The 19,816-nt window shown below is 71.4% G+C and carries 17 protein-coding genes; 11 read left to right on the top strand and 6 right to left on the bottom strand.

Annotation, left to right across the window (positions count from 1 at the left end; translation table 11 throughout):
• Nucleotides 1–131: 131 nt before the first annotated feature.
• Nucleotides 132–992, bottom strand: coding sequence for an SDR family oxidoreductase (locus tag IE134_RS02485; RefSeq protein ID WP_126930930.1), 861 nt, complete (start codon nucleotides 990–992; stop codon nucleotides 132–134).
• Nucleotides 993–1,113: 121 nt separating this feature from the next.
• On the opposite strand from IE134_RS02485, the gene IE134_RS02480 reads away from it, so the two are divergent.
• Nucleotides 1,114–1,503: a winged helix-turn-helix transcriptional regulator gene (locus IE134_RS02480; protein ID WP_030709244.1), complete on the top strand. Its 390-nt coding sequence runs from the start codon at nucleotides 1,114–1,116 to the stop codon at nucleotides 1,501–1,503.
• Nucleotides 1,504–1,576: 73 nt separating this feature from the next.
• On the opposite strand, the gene IE134_RS02475 is transcribed toward IE134_RS02480, so the two are convergent.
• The 5 genes from IE134_RS02475 to IE134_RS02455 all read right to left on the bottom strand — a co-directional run bounded on the left by IE134_RS02475 (nucleotide 1,577) and on the right by IE134_RS02455 (nucleotide 8,780).
• Entirely contained in the window at nucleotides 1,577–2,650 is a 1,074-nt protein-coding gene (locus tag IE134_RS02475; RefSeq protein ID WP_030709242.1) for a 2-oxoacid:ferredoxin oxidoreductase subunit beta, read from the bottom strand.
• Complete coding sequence (locus tag IE134_RS02470; RefSeq protein WP_089116253.1) at nucleotides 2,643–4,607, bottom strand: 2-oxoacid:acceptor oxidoreductase subunit alpha; 1,965 nt, start codon at nucleotides 4,605–4,607, stop codon at nucleotides 2,643–2,645. Before IE134_RS02470 ends, IE134_RS02475 begins: the two co-directional genes overlap by 8 nt.
• 349 nt (nucleotides 4,608–4,956) lie before the next feature.
• Nucleotides 4,957–5,616, bottom strand: a complete 660-nt coding sequence (locus IE134_RS02465; RefSeq protein ID WP_010060860.1) for a response regulator transcription factor — start codon at nucleotides 5,614–5,616, stop codon at nucleotides 4,957–4,959.
• A 390-nt stretch (nucleotides 5,617–6,006) separates the two neighbouring features.
• A complete protein-coding gene (locus IE134_RS02460; RefSeq protein ID WP_098016423.1) occupies nucleotides 6,007–7,368 on the bottom strand; it encodes a sensor histidine kinase in 1,362 nt (453 codons plus the stop codon).
• Between the two features lie 221 nt (nucleotides 7,369–7,589).
• Complete coding sequence (locus tag IE134_RS02455; RefSeq protein WP_098016424.1) at nucleotides 7,590–8,780, bottom strand: sensor histidine kinase; 1,191 nt, start codon at nucleotides 8,778–8,780, stop codon at nucleotides 7,590–7,592.
• A gap of 243 nt (nucleotides 8,781–9,023) precedes the next feature.
• Here IE134_RS02455 and IE134_RS02450 point away from each other — a divergent pair, with 243 nt between their 5' ends.
• Genes IE134_RS02450 through IE134_RS02405 form a run of 10 tightly spaced genes read left to right on the top strand, consistent with a single transcriptional unit; the run spans nucleotide 9,024 to nucleotide 19,724 of the window.
• Nucleotides 9,024–9,440, top strand: coding sequence for an NADH-quinone oxidoreductase subunit A (locus tag IE134_RS02450; RefSeq protein ID WP_179255836.1), 417 nt, complete (start codon nucleotides 9,024–9,026; stop codon nucleotides 9,438–9,440).
• Complete coding sequence (locus tag IE134_RS02445; protein WP_030709231.1) at nucleotides 9,431–10,111, top strand: NADH-quinone oxidoreductase subunit B; 681 nt, start codon at nucleotides 9,431–9,433, stop codon at nucleotides 10,109–10,111. Before IE134_RS02450 ends, IE134_RS02445 begins: the two co-directional genes overlap by 10 nt.
• Nucleotides 10,108–11,778, top strand: coding sequence for an NADH-quinone oxidoreductase subunit C (locus tag IE134_RS02440; protein ID WP_189429456.1), 1,671 nt, complete (start codon nucleotides 10,108–10,110; stop codon nucleotides 11,776–11,778). The genes IE134_RS02445 and IE134_RS02440 overlap by 4 nt, the downstream gene beginning before the upstream one ends.
• Entirely contained in the window at nucleotides 11,775–12,743 is a 969-nt protein-coding gene (locus IE134_RS02435) for a complex I subunit 1/NuoH family protein (protein WP_032782804.1), read from the top strand. Before IE134_RS02440 ends, IE134_RS02435 begins: the two co-directional genes overlap by 4 nt.
• On the top strand, nucleotides 12,743–13,333 hold the full coding sequence (locus IE134_RS02430; RefSeq protein WP_189429454.1) for a NuoI/complex I 23 kDa subunit family protein: 591 nt from the start codon (nucleotides 12,743–12,745) through the stop codon (nucleotides 13,331–13,333). The genes IE134_RS02435 and IE134_RS02430 overlap by 1 nt, the downstream gene beginning before the upstream one ends.
• Nucleotides 13,333–14,013, top strand: coding sequence for an NADH-quinone oxidoreductase subunit J family protein (locus IE134_RS02425; RefSeq protein WP_098895067.1), 681 nt, complete (start codon nucleotides 13,333–13,335; stop codon nucleotides 14,011–14,013). The genes IE134_RS02430 and IE134_RS02425 overlap by 1 nt, the downstream gene beginning before the upstream one ends.
• Complete coding sequence (gene nuoK / locus IE134_RS02420) at nucleotides 14,013–14,414, top strand: NADH-quinone oxidoreductase subunit NuoK (RefSeq protein ID WP_030709220.1); 402 nt, start codon at nucleotides 14,013–14,015, stop codon at nucleotides 14,412–14,414. Before IE134_RS02425 ends, nuoK begins: the two co-directional genes overlap by 1 nt.
• Complete coding sequence (locus tag IE134_RS02415) at nucleotides 14,411–16,411, top strand: NADH-quinone oxidoreductase subunit 5 family protein (RefSeq protein ID WP_098895066.1); 2,001 nt, start codon at nucleotides 14,411–14,413, stop codon at nucleotides 16,409–16,411. The genes nuoK and IE134_RS02415 overlap by 4 nt, the downstream gene beginning before the upstream one ends.
• On the top strand, nucleotides 16,408–18,096 hold the full coding sequence (locus tag IE134_RS02410; RefSeq protein WP_179888147.1) for an NADH-quinone oxidoreductase subunit M: 1,689 nt from the start codon (nucleotides 16,408–16,410) through the stop codon (nucleotides 18,094–18,096). The genes IE134_RS02415 and IE134_RS02410 overlap by 4 nt, the downstream gene beginning before the upstream one ends.
• A complete protein-coding gene (locus IE134_RS02405; protein ID WP_098895065.1) occupies nucleotides 18,093–19,724 on the top strand; it encodes an NADH-quinone oxidoreductase subunit N in 1,632 nt (543 codons plus the stop codon). The genes IE134_RS02410 and IE134_RS02405 overlap by 4 nt, the downstream gene beginning before the upstream one ends.
• The last annotated feature ends 92 nt before the right edge of the window (nucleotides 19,725–19,816 follow it).

Here is a 19,816-nt window from a genome sequence, read left to right as displayed (position 1 = left end):
ACGACGGTAGCGCCGGAAAGGCTTCGTGTCATAGCCGTCTCACGGAAACACTCATGACAGTGCCGTGCGGGTCGGTTCGCGGGGGGCGCCTCGTGGCTCAGCCGGGGATTTCGTGGGGTGTGCGTCGCGGCTCAGGCGGCGGACAGGGCGGCGCGCACGGTCTCGGCGAGGGGCGTCGTCGGGCGGCCGATGAGCCGCGCGAGGTCGCCGCTCGTCCCCGCGAGGCGGCCGCGCCCGATCGCCTCGTCCACGTCGACGAGGATCGCCGCGAAGCCCTCGGGCAGCCCCGCGCCGACCAGGATCTCCTGGTGCGTGGCGGCCGGGACGTTGTTGTACGCGATCGTCTCGCCGGTCAGCCCGGAGATCACCGCGGCGTACTCGGCCAGCGACCAGGCGGTGTCGCCGCTCAGCTCGTAGGTGGTGTTCAGGTGGCCGTCCCCGGTGAGCACGGCGGCCGCGGCGGCGGCGAAGTCGGCCCGGGAGGCGGAGGCGATACGGCCCTCGCCCGCGTTGGCGACGACCGCGCGGTGCTCCAGGACCGGGGCCAGGTTGGCGGTGTAGTTCTCCGTGTACCAGCCGTTGCGCAGGAAGGTGTACGGCAGCCCGGAGTCGAGGATCAGCTGCTCGGTGGCCTTGTGCTCGTCGGCCAGCGCGAAGTCCGCGTCCGGTCCGCCGAGGATGCCGGTGTACGCGAGCTGGGCGACGCCCGCCGCCTTGGCCGCGTCGATGACCGCGGCGTGCTGCGCCACCCGCCGGCCCACCTCGCTGCCGGAGATCAGCAGCACCCGGTCGCCGGACCGGAAGGCTCCGGCGAGGGTCTCGGGGGCGCTGTAGTCCGCGATGCGCAGTTCTACGCCCCGGGCGGCCAGAGCGGCGGCCTTCTCCTTGTCGCGCACGACCGCTACGACCTCGCCGGCCGGGACGGTGGCCAGCAGGGCGTCGACGACGAGGCGGCCGAGTGCGCCAGTGGCTCCGGTGACAACGATGCTCATGGGGGGCTCCGATTTCGATCAGCTGGTGCGTTTCCGCGTTTCCACGTCTCCGCGTTTCGTTCACCACCCTAGGGGAAGCGCTAACCCTGAGAAAGTACCCACTTTGAAGTAAGGTACTGGTATGGCAGTAAGTGACGTGCGTGCGGCGCGCGGGGTCGGGGCCATCAAGCAGCCCATGTGCCCGTCCCGGATGATCCTGGAACATGTGACGAGCCGCTGGGGCGTGCTCGTTCTGGTGGCGCTGCTGGAGCGCTCGTACCGCTTCAGCGAACTGCGCCGCGAGGTGGGCGGCGTCAGCGAGAAGATGCTGGCCCAGACCCTTCAGACGCTGGAGCGCGACGGTTTCGTCCACCGGGACGCGAAGCCGGTGATCCCGCCGCGGGTGGACTACTCGCTCACCCCCCTCGGTATCGGGGCCGCCGAGCAGGTGTCGGCGCTCGGCCGCTGGATCGAACGCCAGGTGGACGCGGTGCAGGCGGCTCGCGAGGCGTACGACGAGGCCCGGGCCTGATCCTGCGGAGATCGGGCCCGGGCCTCGGGTGCTGTGCTGGGTGTGCTGGTGGTCGTACGGGACTCGCTTCGGCTCAGCCGATGACCGTCCAGGTGTCGTTGCCCGCGAGGAGCGAGGCGAGGTCGCCCTTGCCGTCGCGCTCGACGGCGGCGTCCAGCTGGTCCGACATCAAGGTGTCGTAGACGGGCCGCTCCACACTGCGCAGCACCCCGATCGGGGTGTGGTGCAGGGTGTCCGCGTCGGCGAGCCGGGACAGCGCGAACGCGGTCGTGGGCGATTCCGCGTGGGCGTCGTGGACGAGGACCTGTGAGCGGTTCTCCTCCGTGACGGCCACGATCTGGAGATCGCCGGTGGCCGGATCGCGGACGACACCCTTGGGCTCCTGGGAACCGAAGAGGATCGGCTGCCCGTGTTCGAGGCGGATGACGGCTTCGGCGGCCTGTTCCTTGTCCTTCAGGACCTCGAAGGCGCCGTCGTTGAAGATGTTGCAGTTCTGGTAGATCTCCACCAGCGCCGTGCCCGAGTGCTCGGCGGCCGCGCGCAGCACGCTCGTGAGGTGCTTGCGGTCGGAGTCGACCGTCCGCGCCACGAACGTGGCCTCCGCGCCGATGGCCAGCGACACCGGGTTGAAGGGGGCGTCGAGCGACCCCATCGGCGTCGACTTGGTGACCTTGCCCAGCTCGGATGTGGGGCTGTACTGGCCCTTCGTCAGCCCGTAGATCCGGTTGTTGAACAGCAGGATCTTGAGGTTGACGTTGCGGCGCAGGGCGTGGATGAGGTGGTTGCCGCCGATGGAGAGCGCGTCGCCGTCACCCGTGACCACCCACACCGACAGATCGCGGCGGGAGGTGGCGAGCCCGGTCGCGATGGACGGGGCCCGGCCGTGGATGGAGTGCATCCCGTAGGTGTTCATGTAGTACGGGAAGCGGGAGGAGCAGCCGATGCCGGAGACGAAGGTGATGTTCTCCTTCGCCAGCCCCAGCTCCGGCATGAAGCCCTGGACGGCCGCGAGGACCGCGTAGTCGCCGCAGCCGGGGCACCAGCGCACTTCCTGGTCCGACTTGAAGTCCTTCATGGACTGCTTCGCCTCGGCCTTCGGCACCAGCTGCAGCAGTTCGTTGTGCCGCAGTTCGTCGGTGTCAGGCATCGATGGCCTCCTTGAGAGCCGTGGCGAGCTGCTCGGCCTTGAACGGCATTCCGTTGACCTGGTTGTAGCTGTGGGCGTCCACCAGATACTTCGCCCGCAGCAGCATCGCGAGCTGGCCGAGGTTCATCTCCGGCACGACGACCTTGTCGTAGCGCTTCAGTACCTCGCCGAGATTCTTCGGGAAGGGGTTGAGATGGCGCAGGTGGGCCTGGGCGATGGGAGCCCCCGCGGCGCGCAGACGGCGAACGGCGGCGGTGATCGGCCCGTACGTCGACCCCCAGCCGAGCACCAGCGTCGCCGCCCCGGCCGGGTCGTCGACCTCGACGTCGGGAACCTCGATGCCGTCGACCTTGGCCTGGCGGGTGCGGACCATGAAGTCGTGGTTGGCCGGGTCGTAGGAGATGTTTCCGGTGCCGTCCTGCTTCTCGATCCCGCCGATGCGGTGCTCCAGGCCGGCCGTCCCGGGGACCGCCCAGGGGCGGGCCAGGGTCTGCGGGTCGCGCTTGTAGGGCCAGAAGACCTCGGTGCCGTCGGCCAGGGTGTGGTTCGGCCCGGTGGCGAACGGCGTCTTGAGGTCGGGCAGCGAGTCCGTCTCCGGGATGCGCCAGGGCTCGGAGCCGTTGGCCAGATAGCCGTCGGAGAGCAGGAAGACCGGCGTCCGGTACGTCAGGGCGATCCGGGCCGCGTCGATCGCGGCGTCGAAGCAGTCCGCCGGGGTCTGCGGGGCCACGATCGGAACCGGAGCCTCACCGTTCCTGCCGTACATCGCCTGGAGCAGGTCTGCCTGCTCGGTCTTCGTCGGCAGCCCGGTCGACGGGCCACCGCGCTGGATGTCGATGATCAACAGCGGCAGCTCCAGGGAGACCGCGAGCCCGATCGTCTCCGACTTCAGCGCCACACCGGGGCCGGACGTCGTGGTCACACCCAGCGCCCCGCCGAACGCGGCACCCAGCGCCGCCCCGATCCCGGCGATCTCGTCCTCGGCCTGGAAGGTCCGCACACCGAAGTTCTTGTGCCGGGACAGCTCGTGGAGGATGTCCGAGGCCGGGGTAATCGGATACGAGCCCAGGTAGAGCGGCAGGTCCGCCAGCTGCCCGGCGGCGATCAGGCCGTAGGACAGGGCGAGGTTCCCCGAGATGTTGCGGTAGGTGCCGGTGGGGAAGGCCTGCGACGCCGGGGCGACCTCGTAGGAGACCGCGAAGTCCTCGGTCGTCTCGCCGAAATTCCACCCGGCCCGGAAGGCCGCCACATTCGCCTCGGCGATCTCGGGTTTCTTCGCGAATTTGGCCCGCAGGAACGCCTCGGTCCCCTCGGTCGGCCGGTGGTACATCCACGACAGCAGCCCGAGCGCGAACATGTTCTTGGACCGCTCGGCCTCTTTGCGGGGGAGCCCGAACTCCTTCAGCGCCTCCAGCGTCAGCGTCGTCAGCGGCACCGGGTGGACGTTGTAGGCCTCCAGCGAACCGTCCTCCAGCGGACTGGTCGCATACCCCACCTTCGCCATCGGCCGTTTCGTGAACTCGTCGGTGTTCACAATGATTTCCGCGCCGCGCGGTACGTCGTCGATGTTCGCCTTCAACGCGGCGGGGTTCATCGCGACCAGGACGTTGGGGGCGTCGCCCGGAGTCAGAATGTCATGATCGGCAAAGTGGAGCTGAAAGGAAGAGACCCCCGGCAGCGTGCCTGCGGGGGCGCGGATCTCCGCCGGGAAGTTCGGCAGGGTGGAGAGATCGTTGCCGAAGGAAGCGGTCTCCGAGGTGAACCGGTCACCCGTGAGCTGCATACCGTCACCCGAGTCGCCCGCGAAACGGATGATCACCCGGTCCAGGCGGCGGACTTCCTTCCCGTCGCCGCCGGTGGTTCCCGTCGTACCTGACAGGGGGGCTCGCTGGCCCCCGAGGACGGCGTCGTTGGCCTCATCGGCCTTCTCTGCCGCGCTACTGACCTGGCTCGTCACTGAACTGGACCTCCCTTGGGGCGGCGGTTCGGAACCGTCCGGCGGCCGGCGGATCCCGGAGGCCACCCTACGTCTGCGTAGGTTGCCCTCCAGGGACCGATCATATGGTGGACGCTGTTTTGAGACACCCTTTTAGTAAGGCTTGTCACGTTATGCCGACCCCCGATCATGGAAGGAAGATGCCCGCGCCCTGCGCCTTTGGTCCTAGGCCCCCCTCGGTCAGAGGTGCCCGTCAGGGGTCCGCCGGACACCCCGGATCGGGCAGCGCCCCGGGCTCCCCGGGTCGCCCTCGGGTGCTCCTTCTGGTGCTCGACATCCAGTGCTCAATATCTGACAGGGTGTCAGATTCTCAGGAGTTCAGGTAGGTCAGCACGGCGAGGACGCGCCGGTGGTCGCCGTCGCTGGGTGAGAGCCCCAGCTTCAGGAAGATGTTGCTGACGTGCTTCTCGACCGCGCCGTCGCTCACCACGAGCTGCCGGGCGATGGCGGAGTTCGTCCGGCCCTCCGCCATCAGACCGAGGACCTCCCGCTCGCGCGGCGTCAGCCCGGCCAGCACGTCCTGCTTGCGGCTGCGGCCCAGCAGCTGCGCCACCACTTCGGGGTCCAGCGCCGTCCCGCCCTGCGCCACCCGGACGACCGCGTCCACGAACTCGCGCACCTCGGCCACCCGGTCTTTCAGCAGATACCCCACTCCGCGGCTGCTGCCCGCCAGCAGCTCCGTGGCGTACTGCTCCTCCACGTACTGGGAGAGGACCAGCACCCCGATGCCCGGGTAGTCCTTCCGCAGCCGCACCGCCGCGCGCACTCCCTCGTCCGTGTGCGTCGGCGGCATCCGCACGTCGGCGACCACCACATCGGGAAGCGCCTGCTCGGCGTCGAGCTCCGCCACGGTCTTGAGCAGCGCCTCCGCGTCCCCGACCCCCGCGACCACGTCGTGGCCGAGATCGGTGAGCAGCCGGGTGAGACCCTCCCGGAGCAGGACCGAATCCTCGGCGATGACCACGCGCACCCTGTTCTCCACGTTCTCCACGACTGCGAGTCCCCCACTTTTCGAATATGCCGCGTTCCCCGCGACCCCGCACGCCCCACGCCCGACCCACCGCGCGCCACGCCCCGACCGTCCCAGCATCCCAGGACCCGGACTCGGATGGGGGACCTGTGGATAACTCACGCGGACCGGCGAGGGGAGGGAAGAGGAAGCAAGCGAAAGAGAAGCGAAAGAGACGGGGGAGGCGGAGGGGCAGGGGAGCAGCGGGAGAGGGACCGGCCCCGGTGGGGAGAGGGGGACCGGCCCCGGCAAGGAACGGGGGCGAGGTTCGGGCGGGGCGGCTCGTCCGGGGCAGCCGCGCCAGGGCGACGGGTCTGGCTGGGGCGCAGCCGCCTCGCCAGCCTGTCCGGGTCAGCCGCGCCAGGGCAGCTCGGCTGTGACCGTTGTCGGGCCTCCGGTCGGGGAGTCGACCACCAGGACCCCGTCCACGGCGTCCAGCCGCTCCGCCAGTCCGGCCAGGCCGCCGCCCGAGGCCGGCGACGCCCCACCCCTGCCGTTGTCCGTGACCTGGAGCATCAGCCGGTCGCCCGCCCGCCACACATCGACCGTCGCGCGGGTCGCGTGGGCGTGCTTGCTGATGTTCTGGAGCAGCTCCGAGACGGTGAAATACGCGATCCCCTCGATCGCCTGCGCCGGACGCGAGTCCAGGTCCACCTCGACGGTCACGGGCACGGTGCAGCGGGAGGCTATCGCGGAGAGCGCGGCGTCCAGGCCCCGGTCGGTGAGGACGGCGGGGTGGATGCCGCGGGCCAGGTCGCGCAGCTCCTGCAGGGCCACCTTCACTTCACCATGCGCTTCGTCGACCATGCGGGCCGCGGCCTCGGGGTCGTCGGTGAGCTTCTCCTTCGCCAGGCCCAGATCCATCGCGAGGGCGACCAGGCGGGCCTGGGCGCCGTCGTGCAGGTCGCGTTCGATCCGGCGGAGGTCGGCGGCGGCGGTGTCCACGACCACGCCCCGGTCCGACTCCAGCTCCGAGACCCGGGTGGCCAGCCGGGACGGCCCCAGCAGACCGGTGACCATCAGCCGGTCCACCGTCAGCAGACCCCGCACGACCCAGGGCGCCGCCATCACCAGCACCAGACCCACCGCCCCGGTCACCGCCAGCTCGGCGGGCGAGTTCAGATACTCCTCGTGGGTGCGGTCCCCGTACAACTGGATGCCGTCCTGCCCGGCGAACATCGGGAAGATCCAGAACCACAGCGGGTACGTCAGCGCCATCAGACCGTACGTCCAGAACGAGATCGCGACGACGAACGTGAATATCGCCCACGGGAAGTGCAGCAGCGTGTACAGCAGGTGCCGCCAGGACGCCCCGCTCTTGAGCACCGCCCCCATCCAGGACATCGGGCCGCCGGTCTTCCCCCGCACCCGCTCCGGATCCGCCACCTCCACCCGCAGCAGCGCCCGTGCCCGGTGCCGCTCCAGCGTCCCGAAGCCCCGGCACACGGCGAGGCCGACGGCGAGGACCGGTATCCCGATGAAGGTGACCATCAGACCCGCGCTCAACGACGTCATGGTGACCGCGAAGACGAACATCGCCGTGCTGAGCGGGAAGCTCAGCAGCGCGTAGAGCAGCTCGCGCCAGGCACGGGCCTCCAGCGGCGCACGCAGCGGCGCGGGGAGGAAATGCCTCGTCCGGGTCTTCACCCCGAAGCCGGGGGCGGAACCCTCGTGCTCCCGGTCCCGCGTGTCCGGTCCGTATGCCGTGGCCATGAGTCCCGTCCGTTCCGTCTCTGTCTCAGTCTCTCAATGGGCTGTCCGTGGGGTGTGCGCCGCCGTGGCGCCGGAGGCGGGCCCGTGACGACGGGCCGCTCCTCCGCCGTTCTCCCTCAAGGGTGCTGGCCGGCGGCCGTCCGCACCATGAGGTCCCTCTCCGTATCCGACCGGGGGTTTTCCCTACCCCCGGCCGTGTGGGAGGCCAGGCGGTCATGCGGTTATGCCGTGCGTGCGGACGCAACCGTCCGGTCGCGCCACGGCAGCTCGGCGGTGACGGTCGTCGGCCCGCCCTCCGGCGAGTCCACGACGAACACCCCGTCGACCGCGTCGAGCCGCTCGGCGAGCCCCGCCAGCCCCGAGCCGCCGTCCAGCCGGGCCCCGCCCCCGCCGTCGTCCGTGACCTGGAGCAGGAGCCGGTCCCCCGAACGCCACACCTCGACCGAGGCCGACCGCGCACCGCTGTGCTTGCTGACGTTCTGAAGGAGCTCCGAGACGGTGAAATACGCGATCCCCTCGATCGCCTCGGCCGGACGCCCCCGAAGCCCCACCGACACCTTGACCGGGACCGTGCAGCGGGAGGCGATGGCGGAGAGTGCGGCGTCCAGGCCCCGGTCGGTGAGGACGGCGGGGTGGATGCCGCGGGCCAGGTCGCGCAGCTCCTGCAGGGCCACCTTGATCTCGCCGTGGGCCTCGTCGACCATGCGGGCAGCGGCCTCGGGGTCGTCGGTGAGCTTCTCCTTCGCCAGGCCGAGCCCCATGGCGAGGGCGACCAGGCGGGCCTGGGCGCCGTCGTGCAGGTCGCGTTCGATCCGGCGGAGGTCGGCGGCGGCGGTGTCCACGACCACGCCCCGGTCCGACTCCAGCTCGGCGATGCGCCGCTCCAACTCGTCCGACGGAGACAGCAGCCCGCGCACCATCGCCCGGTCCACCGTCGTCAGCCCCCGCGCGATGAACGGCAGCACCGGCCACAGGACGAACAGACTCACCAGCGTCACCGCGAACGTCAGCACGCCCCACGGCAGTCGGATGAACCCGTACAACAACGCCCGCCAGCCCACCGGGTCCTTCAGCCCCGCCCAGAGCCGGACGAAGAATCCCTGGTCCCGGTGGCCGCGCCCCAGCGGACTCGGCTCCTCCACCCGCACGCCGAGCATCCACCGCGCCCGCCGCCGCTCCAGCCCGCCCAGCAGCCGAGCGCCCTGGAGCCCGCCGACCAGCAGCGGCAGACCGATCACGGTGACGGACAGTCCGGCGCCCACACCGATCACCGCAACCGTGTAGACGAACCCGACGACGGCCACCGGCAGATTGGCGAGCAGATACGCGATCTCCCGCCAGGTCCACCGGTCGAGGGCGAAGCGGGCGGGCGGCAGCCGGTCGGGGTCCGGCAGGGAGGGGCTCATGGTCATACCCCCAGCCTGCCGGTCCGCACCCACGCACACCATGGGGCTCGTGGGTGGGGGTGAAGTAGGGATAACCCCACCCGATGTCCGACGCGGCTGCTTACGCTCCGTTTAGCAGGCCCTAGACTCCCGTGCGTACAGAACCCGTGTGTACACAACGGGCACGCGGGACAGAAGCGGGCGACGAGGGAGCGAGGGGCGGACGTGGCCGACGTTACGGACGTGACCGGCGTGGCGGACGCGGCGGGCATGACCGGGGTGTCCGGCGTTCCGGTGGACGGAGCCACCGCACTCGCCTCCGAGTACTTCCAGAGCTATTCGGTCATCGGCCTGCTCGCCCTGGTCGGCGTCCTGTTCGTCGCCGTGGCCTTCGGGGCCGGGCGACTGTTGCGCCCGATCGTGCCCACTCCGGAGAAGCTGCTCACCTACGAATGCGGCGTCGACCCGGTCGGCGAGGGCTGGGCGCACACCCAGGTGCGCTACTACGTCTACGCCTTCCTGTACGTGATCTTCGCGGTCGACTCCATCTTCCTGTTCCCGTGGGCCACGGTGTTCGCGGCGCCGGGATACGGCGCGACGACCCTCGTCGAAATGTTCATCTTCCTCGGCTTCCTGGCCGTGGGACTGCTCTACGCATGGAAGAAGGGCGTCCTCGCATGGGCCTGACGAGCCGGCCGAACCCCGCGTCGCAGCAGCCCGCATCCCCGCCCCCAGCCCCTGCCGATCCGGTCCTTCTCCCCGAGCCCAAGCGCCTCGGCGTGCTCTCCCGGCTGGCACCGGAGCCGATGAAGGTCGTCCTCAACTGGGGCCGCCGCTACAGCCTCTGGGTCTTCAACTTCGGACTCGCCTGCTGCGCCATCGAGTTCATCGCCGCGTCGATGGCCCGCCACGACTTCATCCGGCTCGGCGTGATCCCGTTCGCCCCCGGACCCCGACAGGCCGACCTCATGATCGTGTCCGGCACGGTGACGGACAAGATGGCCCCGGCCGTGAAGCGGCTGTACGAGCAGATGCCCGAACCGAAGTACGTCATCTCCTTCGGCGCCTGCTCCAACTGCGGCGGCCCCTACTGGGACTCGTACTCCGTGACCAAGGGCGTCGACCAGATCATCCCCGTCGATGTGTACGTACCCGGCTGCCCGCCCAGGCCCGAGGCACTGCTCCAGGGCATCCTCAAGCTCCAGGAGAAGATCGCGCGCGAATCCCTCGCCGAGCGGTACGCCTCCGTGGGCACGGGCGGCGGACCGTCCACCGAAGCTCTGCGCAGCGGCCTCGTCACCCCGCCGGCAGCGGCTCCGCCAGCGGCTTCGGAACCGGACGAGGAGGGGCGGCGATGAGTGGTCGCGACCAGCATGCGGAGTCCGCTGCCGGGGCCGGGGCCTACGACCGGCTGCCGGACGCGGTCACCGACGTGTTCGGCGCCGAAGCCACGGCGGAGTCGGCGTACGACCTGCTGACCGTCGACGTCCCCGCCGCCGACTGGCTCACCGCGCTGCGGACCGCCCGCGACGAACTCGGGTGCACCTACTTCGACTGGCTCAGCGCCGTGGACGAACCGGGCGTCGGCTTCCGCGTCTGCGCCCACGTCGCGTCCCTCGGCACGGGAACGGTGCGGCGGCTGATGGTCCGCACGACCGTGCCGCACGACGCGGCGGTGCTCCCCAGCGCCATCGACGTGTACGCGGGCGCGGCCTGGCACGAGCGCGAGACGCACGAGATGTTCGGCGTCGCGTTCGACGGCCACCCCCATCTCGTACCGCTGCTCCTGCCGGAAGGCTTCGAAGGCCATCCGCTGCGCAAGGACTTCGTCCTGGCCGCGCGCGTCGCGAAGGCCTGGCCCGGGGCGAAGGAGCCGGGGGAGCCGGCGGAGGGCCACACCGGTCCCAAGCGACGCGCGATGCTTCCGCCCGGGGTCCCCGACCCGAACGAATGGGGCCCGCTGAAGGGCCAACTCCCCCCGGCCGCCGCCCGCCCGACCCGGGCCGCCCGCCCTGCGGCCGACCGCCCGCCCCGCCGCACCCGCACGGCGGGCGCGGGCTCGGCGGCACAACGCGCCACGCCCCCCGGCCCGGAGACCACCACGCCACCTGGCCCGGAGGCCGTCACGCCCCCCGGCACGGCTGCCCCTGGGACGTCGGGCACGCAGGCGCCCAGGGCCACCGGCCCGGAGGCCCCCACGGCGGCCGATGAGCAGGCTGCCACCCCCGCGACACCGGAGACGCCTGCGGCGACCCGCCCGCGCCGTTCCCGCTCGGCGTCGGAGGGTTCTGCGAGTCAGCAGCCACCCGCCGATGGTCCTGCGGAGACCCCGCCCGCTCCGGCTCGCCGTTCCCGCTCGGCGTCTCAGGGTTCGGCCAGTCAGCAGCCGCCCGCCGACACCCCCGCAGAGACCCCATCCGCTCCGGCTCGCCGTTCCCGCTCGGCGTCTCAGGGTTCGGCCAGTCAGCGCCCGGAGCCGGACGAGCTGGAGGCCACCCCTGCCCGGCCCGCCCGCCGTGCCCGGTCGGCGTCCGACGGCTTGGCCAGTCAGCGTCCCGAGCCGGGCGCGTCGCCCGCGGCCGGTCCGCGCCGTTCCCGCTCCGCTTCGGAAGGCTCGGCCGGCCAGCGCTCGGCGTCGGACGCGCCCGAGGGCCCGCCGTCGCGTCCGCCCCGGGTGCGCAGCACGGATGCCCCGTGGCACGACGCGCAGCCGGCCTTCGACGAACCGGAGGGCCCGGAGGCCGAGTCTCCGGACGCGCCTTCCCAGCCCCTCCGGCGTTTGAGGAGCGGGGGCACGGGGGCGGAGCCCCCGGTTCGGGAAGGGGCGGGCAGGGGAGAAGCCCCGCGCAGCGGCCCCACCCCCGCGCCCAGCGACACCCCGGACCCCGGCAGCACCTCGGACCCGAGCGACACCTCGGACCCGAGCGACACCCCGGACCCCGGCGACAAGCCCACCCCCGACCAGCAACCCCCCGCCCCAGACAGCCCAGCTACAGATCACCCCGCCGGAGGCGATCCCGAGTGAACGACGTTCTCGACGTCGCCCTCCGTCTGGCCGTCGTCTTCGTCGTGTTCCTGGTCGCCCCCCTCCTCGTGGGCCAGACGGAACACAAGGTGATGGCCCACATGCAGGGCCGCCTGGGCCCCATGTACGCGGGTGGTTTCCACGGCTGGGCCCAGCTCGTCGCGGACGGCGTGAAGTTCGCGCAGAAGGAGGACGTGGTCCCGGCCGCCGCCGACCGCCGCGTCTTCCAGCTCGCCCCCGCCGTCGCCCTCCTCCCGTACCTCCTCGTCCTCGCCGTCATCCCCCTCGGCCCCGGCGACGGCGCGGTCGGCCAGGTCGTCGACGCGGGCATCTTCTTCGTGCTCGCCGTCATGGGCATCGGCGTCCTCGGCTCGCTCATGGCGGGCTGGGCGTCCGCCAACAAGTTCTCCCTGCTCGGCGGCCTCCGCACCGCCGCGCAACTCCTCTCCTACGAGCTGCCGATGCTCCTGGCCGCCGCCTCCGTGGCCATGGCGGCCGGTACGGTCTCGCTCACCGGCATCCTCGACGCCTTCGCGTGGTGGTGGCTGCCCTGGCAGATCGTCGGCGCCCTGGTCTTCTTCGTGGCCGGTCTCGCCGAACTCCAGCGACCGCCGTTCGACATGCCGGTGGCCGACTCCGAGATCATCTTCGGCGCGTACACCGAGTACACCGGTCTGCGCTTCGCCCTGTTCCTCCTCGCGGAGTACGCGGGCATCGTCATCCTGTGCGCCCTGACCACCGTCCTCTTCCTCGGCGGTTGGCACGGCCCGTTCGGCGCCGACGGACTCGGCTGGCTCTGGACCCTCCTCAAGACCGCCCTCCTCGCGTTCGTCGTCATCTGGCTGCGCGTCAGCTACCCGCGCCTGCGTGAGGACCAGTTGCAGAAGCTCGCCTGGACCACCCTCGTCCCGCTCGCCCTCGCGCAGATCGCGCTCACCGGCATCGTGAAGGTGGCGATCAACTGATGCCCCCGACCCCCGGATCCGGCCTGGCCAAAGGCCTTGCCGTCACCCTGCGCACGATGACGAAGAAGACCGTCACCGCGCAGTACCCGGACACCCAGCCCGAGCTCCCGCCCCGCTCCCGGGGGGTCATCGGGCTGTTCGAGGAGAACTGCACGGTCTGCATGCTCTGCGCCCGTGAGTGCCCCGACTGGTGCATCTACATCGACTCCCACAAGGAGACGTCGCCGCCCGCCGCCCCCGGCGGCCGTGAGCGCAGCCGGAACGTCCTCGACCGCTTCGCCATCGACTTCTCCCTCTGCATGTACTGCGGTATCTGCATCGAGGTGTGCCCCTTCGACGCGCTGTTCTGGTCACCCGAGTTCGAGTACGCGGAGACGGACATCCACGAACTCACCCACGAGCGGGACAAGCTCCGCGAGTGGATGTGGACCGTGCCGGAGCCGCCCGCCCTCGACCCCGGCGCGGAGGAGCCGAAGGAGATCGCCGCCGCCCGCAAGGCCGCCGACAAGCTCGCTGCCCAACGCGCACAGGAACAGCAGGAGCAGCAAGAGCCCCGGCAACAGCAGGACGAGAAGGGAGGAACCCCGTGATGCTGCACACCGCACCCCCTCTGCTCACCACTGCCGCAGGCGACCACCCCGGCTTCCTCTCCCCGTCCGGCGTCGAGATCGCGTTCCTCCTCGTCGGCCTCGTCACCCTCGGCGCTGCCGTCATCACCGTCACCACCAGGCAACTGGTGCACGCCGCGCTCTGGCTCGTCGTCGCGCTCGGCGGACTGGCCGTCGAGTACCTCCTGCTCACCGCGGAGTTCATCGCCTGGGTCCAGGTACTGATCTACGTCGGTTCCATCGTCGTCCTCCTCCTCTTCGGCCTGATGCTCACCCGGGCCCCCATCGGCCGCTCCCCGGACGCCGACTCGGGCAACCGGTGGGTGGCCCTCGGTGTGGCCCTCGCCTCGGCCGCCGCGCTCGTCTGGGTCGTCGTGGACGCCTTCCGTACGACCTGGATCGACCTCGACGGGCCGGCCCAGGGCTCCACCGCCGTCACCGGAGCCTTCCTCTTCCGGAACTGGGTCCTGCCCTTCGAGGCGCTCTCCGTCCTCCTCCTCGCCGCGCTCGTCGGCGCGATCGTCCTGTCCCGCAAACGCGACACAGACACGAGCACGGGCAGGGACACGAGCACGGGCAGGGACACGAGTACGAGCACGCGCACGGGCGCCACGCGCCGCTCCGGCCCGACCGGTACACCCGGCAAGGAGGAGCAGCGCTGATGCACCTCGCCTATCCCGCCGTCCTCGCCGCCCTCCTCTTTTGCGTCGGCCTCTACGGTGTCCTCGCCCGCCGCAACGCGATCCTGGTCCTGATGTCCGTCGAGCTGATGCTCAACGCCGTCAACCTCAACCTCGTCGCCTTCGACGTCTGGCTCCGCGACACCCTCCACTCCGGCCAGGCCCTCACGCTCTTCACCATCGCCATCGCCGCCGCCGAGATCGGCATCGGCCTCGCGATCGTCCTGGCCGTCTACCGCAACCGGGGCACCTCCGACATCGACCGGCTCCGCGACACCGCCGAGACGGACGAGGCCGAAACGCTCCCCGACGACGCAGAGACGGCCCCCGGCCAGGCGGACGGGCAAACAGGAAAGACCAAGAAGGCAGAGGCCACCACGTGACCACCACGACCCTCGCCGCCCTCGTCCCCCTCCTCCCGTTCCTCGGCGCCCTCGGCGGGCTCGCCGTCGGCCGTACCGCCCCCGGCTTCGTCCGCCCGCTGGCGATCCTCCCGACCCTCACCGCGGCCGTCCTCGCCGTGCTGGTCGCCGTCCGCCAGGGCGGCGGCCGGGCCATCGACGCCGCGACCCAGCTCACGCCCACCGGCTCGGTCCCGATCGACCTGGCGCTGCACCTCGACGGCTTCGCCGTGCTGGTCGCCGTCCTCGTCACGGTCGTCGCCACCTGCGTCCAGCTCTACTCCACGGCCTACCTCCGCGACGACGCCCGCTATCCCTCCTACGCGGCCCTCGTCTCCCTCTTCACCTCCGCGATGCTCCTGGTCGTCTACTCGGGCGATCTGATGGTGCTCCTGGTCGGCTGGGAGATCATGGGCATCTGCTCGTACTTCCTCGTCGGCCACTACTGGGAGACGCCCGAGGCCCGGGCCGCCTCTCTCAAGGCCTTCCTGGTCACCAAGCTCGGCGATGTCCCCTTCCTGATCGGCCTGTTCGCGCTCGCCGCCGACACCGGCAGCTTCCGGATCACCAAGATCCTCGCCGCCGTCGCCAACGGCGGTCTTGAACACCCCACGCTCATCGCCCTGCTGCTCCTCGCGGGCGTCGCGGGCAAGTCGGCGCAGTTCCCCCTGCACACCTGGCTGCCCGACGCGATGGCCGGCCCCACCCCCGTCTCCGCGCTCATCCACGCCGCGACGATGGTCGCCGCCGGCATCTACTTCGTGGCCCGCCTGCTGCCCGTCTTCGCGGCCTCCGGCGCAGCGCTCGTCGTCCTCGCCGTGATGGCCGCCGTCACGATGGTCGGGTCCGGGCTCGCCGCCCTCGCCCAGGACGACATCAAACGCGTCCTCGCCTACTCGACGATCGGTCAGCTCGGCTACATGTCGGGCGCCCTCGCTGTCGGCGACCGGGGCGCGGCCGTCTTCCACCTCATCTCGCACGGTGCGTTCAAAGCCGTCCTCTTCCTCGCCGCGGGCGTCGTCATCCACGCCGCGGGCACCAACTCGCTCGCCGCCATGTCCCGGATGAGCGGCCTCGCACGCCGTATCCCGGACGCCTACTGGACGATGACCGTCGCGCTCCTCGCGCTGGCCGCCATCCCGCCGTTCGCCGGCTTCTTCTCCAAGGAAGCCGTCCTCGTCGCCGCCGAGCACACCGCGCTGGGGGACCGGACCGCCGCCCCGGCCGCCGCGGGCTGGACGATCCTGATCGCCGGGCTCCTCGCCGCCGTCCTGACCGCCTCCTACGCCGTACGCCTCTGGCTCCTCGCCTTCCGCGGCCGCGGGGCCGAAGTCCCCGACCACGGCAGGCAGCCCCTCGCCATGACCTCCGTCCTGTGGATCCTGGCCGTCCCCACCATCGGCTTCGGCCTCACCGCCGGCATCCTCGGCGACTGGTTCGACGGGCACGCCCTCACGCCGTCCCTCACCACCGCCGTCCTCTCCACCGGCGTCACGCTCGTCGGCGGCCTCGTCACCTACGGCGCCTGGCGGCACACCACAGCCCTCGCCGCCCGCACCCCCATCGGAGCCGTGGCCGCCCACCCGGGCGCCGAACCCGCTCTCGTCGAAGCCGAGGCCATGACGTCCCACACCGCCGCCTACGGCACCATCGCGGACGCCCCCGACCCGGCCGACCCCGGCAGGCTCCTCCTGGGCCCGCTGCACCGCCACGCGGTCACCGGCTTCCACCTCGACGCCCTGTACACGGCGCTGTTCGTCCGGCCCGTCCGGGCAGCAGCCCGCCTCGTCCGCTTCCTGGACCGCGAGGTCGTCGACACCTACGTCAACGGAACGGGCGCCGTCACCCGCCTCCTCGGCACCGCTGTCCGCCGGGCCCAGACCGGCAACGTGCAGACCTACGTCAGCGCCCTGCTCGCCGGGTCCCTCGCCCTGGCGATCGCCGCCGTCGTCTTCGCCAACGTCAACGCGGGGTCGTGACCGTGATCGATATCAGCCCGTCCGTGATGCAGTTCCTTCTGGCGTTCATCGTCGTCGCCCCGCTCCTCGGCGCCCTCGCGGCCCTGCTCCCCGCCCCGCCCGGGCTCAAGGGGAAGAACCCCGACCAGGCCGTGCTCCGCCACGGCGTGACCGTCACCGGCGCCGTCCTCGTCGCCGCGATCGTCCTGGCCGCCGGCTTCGACCACGACCACCCCGCCACGATGCAGGCGACCACCGACATCAGCTGGATCCCGGCGCTCGACGTGCGCATCCACCTCGGCATCGACGGCATCTCGCTCCCCCTCCTGGTCCTGACCGCGCTGCTGACCTTCCTCTGCGCGCTGTACAGCTACTTCAAGCTGCCCGCGGGCCCCTCACCGAAGGCGTTGGTCGCCCTCGTCCTCGTCCTGGAATCCGGCACCCTGGCCACCTTCGCCGTCCTCGACCTGCTGCTCTTCTTCCTCGCCTTCGAGATGGTCCTCATCCCGATGTACTTCCTCATCGCTCGCTGGGGCGGCGACCAACGGCAGGCGGCCGCCTGGAAGTTCATCCTCTACACGCTGCTCGGCTCGGTCGTCATGCTGCTCGGCCTCCTCCTCATCGGGCTGAAGAGCGGCACATTCGACATGGTGGCACTCGCCACTGACAACGGCCGCGGCCTCACCACATCCGTGCAGGTCATCGCCGTACTCGCGATCGGTCTCGGGCTCGCCGTGAAGACCCCGATGTGGCCCCTGCACAGCTGGCTGCCCGACGCCCACACCGCCGCCCCGACCGTCGGATCCGTCCTCCTCGCGGGCGTCCTGCTGAAGATGGGGACGTACGGATTCGTCCGGATCCTGCTCCCCGTCGCGCCGGACGGCATGCGCACCTTCGCGCCCTACCTCGCCGCGTTCGCCGTCGTCGGCATCGTCTACGGGTCCCTCGCCTGCCTGGCCCTGGCCCGTACCGGCGCCAAGGGCGACCTCAAGCGGCTCATCGCGTACTCGTCCGTCGGCCACATGGGCTTCGTCCTGCTCGGCATCGCCACCATGACCCCCACCGGGGTCAACGGCGCGCTCTTCGCCAACATCGCCCACGGCCTCATCACCGGCCTGCTGTTCTTCCTGGTCGGCGCGATCAAGGACCGCTACGGCACCGCCGACCTCGACACCCTCGCCGGAGCGACCGGAGCCGCCCTCTACGGCCGGGCCCCCCGCCTCGGCGCGCTGCTCGCCTTCGCCGCCGTCGCCTCGCTCGGCCTGCCCGGACTCGCCGGATTCTGGGGCGAGATGCTCACCCTGTTCGGCGCCTACAGCCCGGCCGAAGGCCTCAGCCGCCCCGCGTTCCGCACCTTCATGGCCATCGGGGCGTTCGGCACCCTGCTCACCGCCGCGTACATGCTCATCGTCGTCCGCCGCGTCTGCATGGGCGAGCACGCGCCCCACTCCCGGCTGTCGCCCGAAGAGCAGGCCCCGCAGACGCCCGACGGTTCGGAGCCGTCCGGAGCCGCCGGTTCCCGGCCGTCCGGGAGCGCCGGCTCCCGTACGGCCACCACCCCGCAGCTCGCCGACATCCACCCGTACGAAGCCGCCGCCTGGACCCCGCTCGCCGCGCTCACCGTCGTCGCCGGCCTCTGGCCCGCCGTCCTCCTCGGCCTCACCGACCCCGCCGTGCAGCAGCTTCTCGCAGGAGGCAAGTCGTGAACGCGGACCTCAGCCCCACCGCCACAAGCCCCCTCGCGCACGCCCCGGCCACGACGGCACCCGGCACCGGCGACGCCGCCGGAAGCCTCCTCGCGGCCGACGCCCCCAGCGTCGTCCAGTCCATCGACTGGCTTGCCATCGCGCCCCCCACCCTCACCGCGCTGGCCGCCCTGGCCGTCCTCGTCGCCGACCTGTTCCTGCCCGCCCACCGCAAACGGCTCCTCGGGTACGCCACCCTCACCGCGCTCGCCGCCGCCCTGGCGTTCCTGATCCCCCTGCGCTCCGGTGACCGGTCCACCTTCTGCGTCACCTCCGGCGCCCAGGCGTGCAGCTACACCGCCGACCACTTCACCGTCGTCATCCAGGCACTCGTCCTCGGCGGCGCGTTCCTCACCGTCCTGCTCTCGCTCGACGACACCCGCGAGCTGCCGGCGGGGGAGTACTGGTTCCTGCTCCTGGCCTCCGCCTCGGGAGCGGCCTTGCTGCCCGCCTCCCGTGACCTCGCCACGCTCGTCGTCGCCCTCGAAGTCGCCTCCCTGCCCGCGTTCGCCCTCGTCGGCATCAAGCGCGGCGACCGGCGCTCCTCCGAGGCCGCGCTGAAGTTCTTCCTCTCCTCCGTCGTCGCCACCGCCGTCATGCTGCTCGGCGTCAGCTTCGTGTACGCGGCCACCGGCACCCTGCACCTCACCGAGATCGCCGACCGTCTCGACGACGTCTCCCCGGTCCTCGACACCCTCGCCAAGACCGGGGTGGCCCTGACGCTCGTCGGCTTCGCCTTCAAGACGGCCGCCGCGCCCTTCCACTTCTGGGTCCCCGACACCTATGTCGGCGCGCCCCTCCCGATCGCCGCGTATCTCTCCGTGGTGGGGAAGGCCGTAGGGTTTTCGGGCCTCATTCTGGTGACCGTCATCGCGTTCCCCTCCTATGCGGACGTCTGGGGGCCCGCCCTCGCCGTCCTCGCCGCGCTCACCATGACCGTCGGCAACGTCGCGGCCCTCCGCCAGAACGCCACCCGCGCCCGCAGCGCCGTCCGCCTCCTGGCCTGGTCCTCGGTCGCCCAGGCCGGCTACCTCCTGGTCCCGATCGCCGCCGCCGCGTACTCCAGCGACGAGCAGATCGGCTCCACGGTGGCGTACGCCCTCATGTACGCCGTCGTGAACCTGGGCGCGTTCGCGGTCGCCGCCCTCGTCGCCCGTACCCACCCCGGCAACCGGATCGCCGACTACCGGGGCCTGTACGCCACCCGTCCCCTGGCCGCCCTGGCCCTCGGGTTCTTCCTGCTCTGCCTGGCCGGACTGCCGCCCGGCATCATCGGGCTCTTCGCGAAGGTCACCGTCTTCTCCGCGGCGGTCGACGCGGGCCTCGGCTGGCTCGCCGTCGTGATGGCCGTCAACGTGGTGATCGCCCTCTACTACTACCTTCAGTGGACAGCGATCCTCTTCCGCACGCCGGACGGAGCCCCGGAGAAGACCGGGGCGGCCACCGGAGCCCCGGCCTCCGCCGCACCGCCCCGATTCCGGGCCCCCACCCCGCTCACCACGGCGATCGTCCTCACATCCGCCGCCGGAATCCTGCTTTCCGGAGTCCCGCAGGCCGTCCTGCGCTTCGCCGCCGTCAGCCTCTTCTGAGGGTTCCCGACCCCGCAAGATCGGTTTGCCCGCGGCCTTCGCCGCAGGGCATGGTCTTGGCTGTATACGTCACGTATTCGGCGTGGACACGT

The organism is Streptomyces rubiginosohelvolus (assembly GCF_014649875.1).
Lineage (GTDB): Bacteria > Actinomycetota > Actinomycetes > Streptomycetales > Streptomycetaceae > Streptomyces > Streptomyces rubiginosohelvolus.
The sequence above is the reverse complement of the archived record's forward strand: the minus strand, read 5'-3'. Positions and strand labels throughout refer to the sequence as shown.